Origin of the sequence: Nostocoides jenkinsii Ben 74, assembly GCF_001046875.1 — a bacterium.
In the GTDB taxonomy this organism is placed as follows: Bacteria; Actinomycetota; Actinomycetes; order Actinomycetales; family Dermatophilaceae; genus Nostocoides_A; species Nostocoides_A jenkinsii.
On the sequence record NZ_HF571038.1, the window covers coordinates 2,706,293 to 2,714,669 of the forward strand.

General features: G+C 68.0%; 9 protein-coding genes. 7 read left to right on the plus strand and 2 right to left on the minus strand.

Annotation, left to right across the window (positions count from 1 at the left end; genetic code table 11):
* Nucleotides 1-112 precede the first annotated feature (112 nt).
* Genes BN13_RS12965 through BN13_RS12975 form a run of 3 tightly spaced genes read left to right on the plus strand, consistent with a single transcriptional unit; the run spans nucleotide 113 to nucleotide 2,986 of the window.
* Nucleotides 113-1,099 carry a carbohydrate kinase family protein gene (locus tag BN13_RS12965; protein WP_048549153.1) on the plus strand — a complete coding sequence of 329 codons (987 nt, stop codon included), beginning with the start codon at nucleotides 113-115 and terminating at the stop codon, nucleotides 1,097-1,099.
* Nucleotides 1,100-1,124: 25 nt separating this feature from the next.
* On the plus strand, nucleotides 1,125-1,841 hold the full coding sequence (gene aat / locus BN13_RS12970) for a leucyl/phenylalanyl-tRNA--protein transferase (protein ID WP_048547490.1): 717 nt from the start codon (nucleotides 1,125-1,127) through the stop codon (nucleotides 1,839-1,841).
* Entirely contained in the window at nucleotides 1,838-2,986 is a 1,149-nt protein-coding gene (locus BN13_RS12975) for a glycosyltransferase family protein (protein ID WP_157038586.1), read from the plus strand. Before aat ends, BN13_RS12975 begins: the two co-directional genes overlap by 4 nt.
* Here the strand turns inward: BN13_RS12975 and BN13_RS20380 are convergent.
* Nucleotides 2,894-3,424, minus strand: coding sequence for a sulfurtransferase TusA family protein (locus BN13_RS20380; protein ID WP_235434041.1), 531 nt, complete (start codon nucleotides 3,422-3,424; stop codon nucleotides 2,894-2,896). The genes BN13_RS12975 and BN13_RS20380 overlap by 93 nt on opposite strands.
* Complete coding sequence (locus BN13_RS12980; RefSeq protein WP_048547495.1) at nucleotides 3,316-4,491, minus strand: aminotransferase class V-fold PLP-dependent enzyme; 1,176 nt, start codon at nucleotides 4,489-4,491, stop codon at nucleotides 3,316-3,318. The genes BN13_RS20380 and BN13_RS12980 overlap by 109 nt, the downstream gene beginning before the upstream one ends.
* Before the next feature lie 147 nt (nucleotides 4,492-4,638).
* Between BN13_RS12980 and ctaC the strand changes: the two genes are divergently transcribed.
* The 4 genes from ctaC (at nucleotide 4,639) to BN13_RS13000 (ending at nucleotide 8,166) form a co-directional block, all read left to right on the plus strand.
* Entirely contained in the window at nucleotides 4,639-5,532 is an 894-nt protein-coding gene (gene ctaC, locus BN13_RS12985; protein ID WP_407667865.1) for an aa3-type cytochrome oxidase subunit II, read from the plus strand.
* A 2-nt stretch (nucleotides 5,533-5,534) separates the two neighbouring features.
* Nucleotides 5,535-7,259: an aa3-type cytochrome oxidase subunit I gene (gene ctaD, locus BN13_RS12990; RefSeq protein WP_048547500.1), complete on the plus strand. Its 1,725-nt coding sequence runs from the start codon at nucleotides 5,535-5,537 to the stop codon at nucleotides 7,257-7,259.
* Nucleotides 7,260-7,267: 8 nt separating this feature from the next.
* A complete protein-coding gene (locus BN13_RS12995) occupies nucleotides 7,268-7,669 on the plus strand; it encodes a cytochrome c oxidase subunit 4 (protein ID WP_048547502.1) in 402 nt (133 codons plus the stop codon).
* 143 nt (nucleotides 7,670-7,812) lie between these two features.
* A complete protein-coding gene (locus BN13_RS13000; protein WP_048547504.1) occupies nucleotides 7,813-8,166 on the plus strand; it encodes a metallopeptidase family protein in 354 nt (117 codons plus the stop codon).
* The last annotated feature ends 211 nt before the right edge of the window (nucleotides 8,167-8,377 follow it).

Sequence of the window (8,377 nt, forward strand, 5' to 3'; positions counted from 1 at the left end):
GCAAAAGCTATTGCGTCCGCCGCCGGCTATTGCGTCCGCGCGAGGGTCGGTGCCGCGGGGTGGGGCGGCGGCGCGAAGGGCTCGGGTTGCCCAGCACGTCATAATGGCGCCCGTGCAGATCCTCGTGACGGGCTCGATCGCGACCGACCACCTGATGACCTTCAAGGGGCGCTTCGCGGACTCCCTGGTCGTCGAGCAACTCGACAAGATCTCCCTCTCCTTCCTGGCCGACAACCTGGAGATCCGCCGCGGGGGGATCGCCGCCAATATCGCCTTCGGCATGGCCAACCTGGGCATGCGGCCGGTCCTGGTCGGCGCGGTCGGCGAGGACTTCGTGTCCTATCGCAGCTGGCTGGAGCGCCACGGCGTCGACTGCGAGTCCATCCTCGTCTCGGGCACGCGGCATACGGCACGTTTCGTCTGCACGACCGACAACGACATGGCCCAGATCGCCACCTTCTATGCCGGCGCCATGAGCGACGCCCGCATGATCGAGTTGGGGCCGATCGCCCAGCGCGTCGGCGGTGCAGACTTCGTCCTCATCGGCGCCAACGATCCGCAGGCGATGCTGCGCCACACCCGGGAGTGCCGCACGCGCGGCATACCGTTCATCGCCGACCCCAGCCAGCAACTCGCCTTCAGCGACGGCCCCGAGATCCGCGAAATGATCGAGGGCGCGACCTACCTCATCACCAATGAGTACGAAGCCCGGCTCACCGAGCAGAAGACCGGCTGGTCCAGCGACGACATCGCCGCGCGCGTCACCCACCGCGTCACTACCCGGGGCAAGGACGGCGTCACGATCGAGTCGCCCGGCGTCGAACCCATCCACGTCGGAGTCGCCAAGGTTGCCAAGCTCGCCGATCCCACCGGCGTCGGCGACGCCTTCCGCGCCGGCTTCCTCTCCGGTCTGGCCGCGGGACTCGGTCATCAGCGGTGCGCCGAGATCGGCTCCGTCCTGGCGGCACACGTGATCGAGACGGTCGGCACCCAGGAATACGAACTCTCCAAGCGCACCTTCCTGCGGCGGCTCGATGAGGCCTATGGGCCCGAGTCGGCCAGCGAGATCGGCCCGCACCTGCGCTGCCCACGGCCATAACGAAAACCCAATAACCCGAACCCCCATGCCCCCCAACCCCGTCGAGCCTGCCCCCACGCCGTGGAACTTCGCCGGCTCGCTCGACGCCGCGGGAGAAGACGACCTGATCGCCGTCGGAGCCGACCTGGAGCCGGGGACGATCCTCGCGGCATACCGAATCGGGGTGTTCCCGATGGGCGTCGGCGGCGAGCCGCCTCGGATGGGGTGGTGGTCACCCCAGCGACGCGGGGTCCTGCTGCCCGGTGACCTCCACATCAGCCGCACCTTGCGTCGCTCCGCCCGCCGCTTCCTGGTCAGCATCGACCAGGCCTTCGACCCCGTCCTCGACGCCTGCGCCCACTCCGGACGCCGCGGGGACTGGATCTCGGCCGACATCGCCGACGCCTATCGCACGCTCCACGGACTCGGGTGGGCGCACAGCGTCGAGGTGTGGGACGAGCAGGGCGACCTCGTCGGCGGACTGTATGGCGTGGCCCTGGGCGGTCTCTTCGCCGGCGAATCGATGTTCCACCGCGCCACCGACGCCTCCAAGGTCGCCCTCGTCGGCCTGGTCGACGTGCTCGCCGCGACGGGCGACTACCTGATCGACGTGCAATGGCGTACTCAACATCTCGCCAGCCTGGGCATCATCGAGATCGACCGGGACGACTACCGCACGCGCCTGCCCGTCGCGCTGGCCGCCACCGCCACCGACTGGGGATTCTGGTCGGCGCACCGGTGGACACCGGGGGAGTGGGGGTGAGTTCCCCGCGGTGGCGTCAGGACGTATGGCGACCGCTCGCAGTGCGGGAGGTGACCCTCCTGGTGGGGGTGGCCGCGGCATACCTCTGGGCGCACGTGAGCGGCACCGACCGGTTCCGCCGCTGGTTCGCCCTCTGGGATGCCGATTGGTATGGCCGTATCGCCGAACACGGCTACCCCCACGAGGTGGTGATCGACCCGACCGGGCGGCTGCTGGTCGGCGGTGAGTTCGCCTTCTTCCCCGTCTTCCCGATGCTCGGTCGCCTCGTAGGCATGCTCCCGCTCATCGGCCCCCGTCCGGCCCTGCTCAGCGTCGCGATCCTCGCCAGCCTCGCGCTCGGCCCGCTGGTCTATGCGGTTGCGCGCGGCGAAGGACTCGCCGATCGTCCGTCGCTGATGGCCGTGCGTCTCCTGGCCGCGGTCCCGATGCCGGTGATCCTCTTCTGTGCGTATGCCGAGGCGCTCTTCCTCGATTTCGGCCTCCTCGCGCTGCTGGGGGCGCAGCGGCGCCGGTGGGGGTGGGTCGCGCTGGCCTTGGTGGCAGCCTCGCTCACGAGGCCAGCCGGGGTCGTCACCGCGGCGGGCTTGTTCGCGTATGCCGTGCTGCACTGGTGGCGTCGCCGTGGCGGCGGCGGGGAACTCGCCGTGATCGTGGGGGCCTGCTCCGTCGGCGTGGCCGGCGTGCCGGCGTTCTGGTGGTGGGCCGGGCAGCGGGCGGGTCGCGGCGACGCCTGGTTCGCGGTGCAGGAGGCCGGCTGGGCGACGCGGTTCGACGGGGGAGCCTCGACCTGGGAGTTCCTCGACCGCCTCTTCGTGGTGCACGATCTTCCGCTGGCCGTGGCGGTCCCGACGTTCGCGATCCTCGCCACGGGGGTTGCCATCACCATGGCGACCCTCGTCCAGCGCGACACGCGGCCCTATGCGGGATGGCTGCTGGCCGGGCTTGCGTCCGTTGTGGCCGCGTCGAACTTCTGGTACTCCAAGCCCCGGCTCCTCCTCGTCATGGCCGTCGCGGTGGTGCCGCTCGCCATGCTTGCCGGCCCTCGATGGGCTTCAATTCGCGGTTGGTTCGTAGTCGGGCTCCTGGCCGCGGCGCAACTTACCTTCGGCCTCTACATGGCGTTGACCTGGCCCTACGCCATCTAAGCCACCCTCGTTGAGGCATCCAGTGCGCAGCCGATAGCGGGTCCCCGCGCCGTCCTCCCCGACTCCCGGATCGGCATCTAAGAGCGTATGACCGCGCATCCGGCACCACGCCGCCACGTCCGGGCCCGTCGCCGGGTCGGAGGCGAGCAGGACGACGACGATTCCCGGAGGCAGGTCGCGGACCGCCCGGGCGACCCGAATGATCGGGACCGGGCAGCGCGTCCCGAGCGCATCGACCTCCACGCCAAGCGCATCGACCTCACTGCACGGAGGCGTCGCCTCCGGGCTCGAAGGCGGCTCGTCGGGGCCTGTCGGAAGGGGAGGCCGCGTCACAGCCCGTCCGCCCCTAGCCTTGCTCGCGCCGCGGCGATCACGCCCGGCAGCGCCTCGATGAGCCGATCGATCGCCGCCGCGCGGTCCGGCGCCATAGCCGCCCACGGCAGTGTGATCCGGACATTCCCGTGCGTGAGCAGACCCATCGCGGCGAGCACATGGCTGGGTTCGAGCGTGGATGCCGTGCATGCCGAACCCGAAGCCACCGACAACCCGAGCCGGTCCAACTCCCCGACGATGGTCTCGCCGTCCACATACAACGCGCTGAACGTCACGATGTGCGGCAGTCGGTCGTCCGGATGCCCCGCCACCTCGACATCCGGGATCGCCGCCGCCGCCTCCCGAATCCGCGCGGTCAGGGCGGCCGCCTCGGCCGCGTCCGCAACCCGTGCCGCGGCGCTTTGCTGCCAGGCCTCGGCCGCGGCCAAGGCGAGCGGCACCCAGACGGGGGAGTCCGCTCGCCCGAACTCAGCCTCGCGCGGCGCCCCGCTCCGCGCGAACCGAGTTCGAGCAGGGGTCACCAGGAGCCCCAGCGGCGGGCCGCCTACCGTCGCCGCGTCACCCACCAAGGCGTCGTATGCCGCGGGCGCGCCCACCCGCCCGAGACTCACCTGGGCGTCGACCAGGAGGGGGACCCCGGAACGCGCGCACGCGGCATACGCCTCGTGGAGGGGTTGGATCGTGCCCACCTCGCCATTGGCCTGCTGGAGGGCCGCGACCGCGACACCGCCGGTGGCCACGGCGTCTGACCACTGCGCGAGATCGACCCGACCATCCCGCTCGACGCCCACCTCGATGAGGCGGGCTGACTCGGGGGCGTGCGCCGCGGCATACCGGCTGGGAATGAGGACACTCGAATGCTCGACCGCCGAGGCCACCACGGCCTCGCCGGTTCGTCGCCGCGGCCACGCCAGACCGTCAAGCGCGGCACCGATCGCGGCCGACGCGCCGCCGGCATGGAACGACAGCTCCTCGGGACGCGTGCCGAGTCCGGATGCCAGCACCTCTCGGGCCTGATCCAGAAAGGCCCGCGCAGTCCGAGCCTCCCGATAGAGGCGACGCGGATCGGCCCAGCCAGCCTCGATCGCGGCCAGCAAAGTCTGCTTGGCCAAGGGGTGCAGTTGCCCCGGGGCGGCGTCTAAATTCGCGCTCGGCGTGGGGGTCGGCGGCACGAAAGATCACGTTACGACACCCTTGCTGCGCGACCGCCTTGTCCTGGGGTACTTTTGACGTAGGTGGCCCGACATTTGTGCTGCCTGCTGCTCCTGCAGACGCCAGGCTCCTGGCGCCTGGCGTCAACGATTCGAACGAGGTGCGCGTTGCGTTTGCCACACACCGAAGTCGCTCGCCGCTCTCCTCGACGGCTCGGGCTCGGCCTGGCTATCACCGGTGTCGTCCTGAGCCTCGGTGGCTGTGGCCTGGCCGGTGCCCAAGGCAAGCTTTCCGATGGCTACTTGCCGGAGGGGGCCACCGAGGGTGCCGATCGCGTCCGCAGCCTCTGGCTGGGGTCGTGGATTGCCGCGCTCGCGGTCGGTGGGTTGGTCTGGGGCTTGACCATCTGGTGCATGGTCGCCTACAAGCGCAAGGCGACGGACCCGCCGCTGCCCGTGCAGCTGAAATACAACGTGCCGATGGAGATCCTCTACACGATCGTGCCGATCTTCATGATCGGGGTGCTCTTCTACTACACCGACCGTGACGAGCGGGCCCTGACTGACACCGCGACGCCACCCGATGTCGTGGTCAATGTCGTCGGCAAGCAGTGGAGCTGGGACTTCAACTACGTCACCGGCAACGCGCACGAGGCGGGGACGCAGGCACAACTCACCGGCAAGCCCGGTGTCGAGGCGACCCTCCCCACGCTTTACATCCCGGTCAACAAGCGCGTCGAGTTCCAGCTGACCGCTAACGACGTCATCCACTCGTTCTGGGTGCCGGCGTTCCTGCAGAAGCTCGACATGATCCCCGGTCGCGTCAACACCTTCCAGGTGGTCCCGACCCGAGAGGGCACCTACGCCGGCAAGTGCGCCGAGTTGTGCGGTGCCTACCACTCGCGAATGTTGTTCAACCTCAAGGTTGTCTCGCAGGCTGACTACGACAAGCACATCGCGGACCTCAAGGCTGCTGGCAATGAGGGGCTGCTCGGTCCCGCCAACCTGCGCACGCCGATCATCCCGCAGGACAAGAACCTGCTGAGCACGGAGGGCAACTGACGATGAGCAGCGTCACTTCGAACGCCACCCTGCTGCGCACCGCTGACCGCGTCGAGCACAAGCGGCTCGCCCCGGGCACTACCGCAGTCAAGTGGCTGACCACGACCGATCACAAGGTGATCGGCAACCTCTACTTCATCACCTCCTTCGTGTGGTTCCTGATCGGCGGCTTGATGGCGCTGATCATCCGGATGGAGCTCTTCCAGCCGGGCATCCAGATCGTCGACGACGAAGACCAGTTCAACCAGCTCTTCACGATGCACGGCACGATCATGCTGTTGCTGTTCGCGACGCCGCTGTTCGCTGGATTCGCCAATGCGCTGGTGCCGCTCCAGATCGGCTCGCCCGATGTGGCCTTCCCGCGGCTCAACATGTTCGCCTACTGGCTCTACCTCTTCGGCGGGCTCATCGCGGCCTTCGGCTTCCTCACCCCCGGTGGGGCGGCGGCCTTCGGCTGGTTCGCCTATGCGCCGCTGTCCAACTCGGTGTTCAGCCCGAGCATCGGCGGTGACCTCTGGGTCTTCGGTCTCGCACTCGGTGGTTTCGGCACCATCCTCGGCGCGGTCAACTTCATCACCACGATCATCTGTATGCGTGCTCCCGGCATGACGATGTTCCGGATGCCGGTGTTCACCTGGACCGTCCTGGTGACCTCGCTGCTCGTCATCCTGATCTTCCCGGCCCTGGCCGCGGCCCTGTTCGCGCTGGGCGCCGACCGCCGCTTCGGCGCCGACGTGTTCTCGCCCGAGAACGGCGGCCCGATTCTGTGGCAACACCTCTTCTGGTTCTTCGGGCATCCAGAGGTCTATGTGATCGCCTTGCCCTTCTTCGGGATCATCTCCGAAGTGCTGCCGGTGTTCGCCCGCAAGCCGATCTTCGGCTACAAGACCCTGGTGTTCGCGACGATCGCGATTGCCGCTCTGTCGGTCAGCGTCTGGGCACACCACATGTACGTCACCGGCCAGATCATGTTGCCCTTCTTCGCGATCATGACCATGCTCATCGCGGTCCCAACGGGTGTGAAGTTCTTCAACTGGGTCGGCACCCTCTGGGGTGGGCATCTCGTCTTCAGCACCCCGCTGATCTGGGCGCTCGGCTTCTTGGTCACCTTCCTTTTCGGCGGTCTGACCGGCGTCATTCTGGCCAGCCCGGCGCTCGACTTCAGCCTCTCGGACTCCTACTTCGTGGTGGCCCACTTCCACTACGTCGTCTTCGGCACCGTCGTCTTCGCGATGTTCGCCGGGTTCTACTTCTGGTGGCCGAAGCTCACGGGCCGGATGCTCAACGAGACCCTCGGCAAGATCCACTTCGTGCTGCTGTTCGTGGGCTTCCACACCACCTTCCTCATCCAGCACTGGGTGGGCGTTGACGGTATGCCGCGGCGCTACGCCGACTACCTGCCCGAGGACGGCTTCACCCTGGCCAACCAGGTTTCCACCGTCGGCGCGTTCATCCTGGGCGCCTCGATGATCCCGTTCACCTACAACGTGTGGAAGACCTGGAAAACCGCACCGCTCGTCGAGACCGACGACCCGTGGGGCTACGGCGCCTCCCTGGAGTGGGCTACCAGCTGCCCGCCGCCTCGGCACAACTTCGACAGCATCCCCCGGATTCGCTCCGAGCGGCCGGCGTTCGACCTGCACCACCCGGATGCGGCACCTGCCAGCCTCATCCGGGCCAACAAGGCCGATGAAGCCCGCCGCGTCGCCGCGGCCAGGAAGGACTGAACCCGAGGATGAAGACCGAGTCCCTGTTCTTCGCGTTGATCGCAGTTTTCGGTGCGGTGATGGGCCCGATCTACGGGTTCGCAACCGACTGGAACGAGCCGGTCGGCGTCGTCGGTTTGCTCCTGGCGGCCGCCCTCGGTGCGATGGTGGCGTTCTACCTGTGGATGACCGGCAAGCGCATCGGCTACCGTCCGGACGACAACCCCGACGGTGAGATCCACGAGATCGAGGGCGACTACGGCGCCTTTGCCCCATACAGCTGGTGGCCCCTTTGGCTCGGCCTCGCCGCAGCCTTGATCTTCATGGGGATCGCCGTCGGCTGGTGGATCGTGGCCATTGGCGTCTTCATGGGCGTCTTCGCCCTGATCGGCTGGACGTTCGAGTCCTACAAGGGCCAGAACGCGCTCTGAGCCGTTTGTGGGCCCCGTGCTGAATTGGGGCCCGTGGAGAAAGGCCCCGCTCTCCGACTTCGGAGGGCGGGGCCTTCGCCATGTACCCAGTGCCAGCAACCTCGCCTCCGCGAGGAGCTGTGGCGGCACCTAATCTGGTGGGCATGGTGTACCTGACTCGCGAGGAGTTCGAGGCGGCCGTCTCAGACGCTCTCGACGCGATGCCGGCCGACCTGATGCGCCAACTCGACAATGTCGCCTTCTTCGTCGAGGACGAACCCGACCCAGGGGATCCGGAGCTGCTCGGCCTGTATGAGGGTGTCGCCCTCACCGAGCGCGACAACGGCTGGGGGATGGTCAACCTGCCCGACCGCATCGTGCTGTTCCGGGGCCCCCTAATGCGCATGTGCGTCGACCGCGACGAGCTGCTCTCGGAGATCCAGGTGACCGTCGTGCACGAGATCGCCCACCACTTCGGCATCGACGACGACCGCCTGCACGAGCTCGGCTGGGCCTGATCCCCAGCCAGACCACCCCCGCCGGACCACCCCACCACCCCGTCGCGGACGCAATAACCCGGTCCGGACGCAATACCTCGGAAGTTGTCAAGCTGCTTTGGACAGGTTGATGCCGGTGGTGCCGGGGATTTTGAATCGGCACGGGTTCTCTGCCGCTCTCATGCGGGCTGCGGCTCGGGTTTGAGGGCAGCGTAGTGGGCTTGCTCGTATT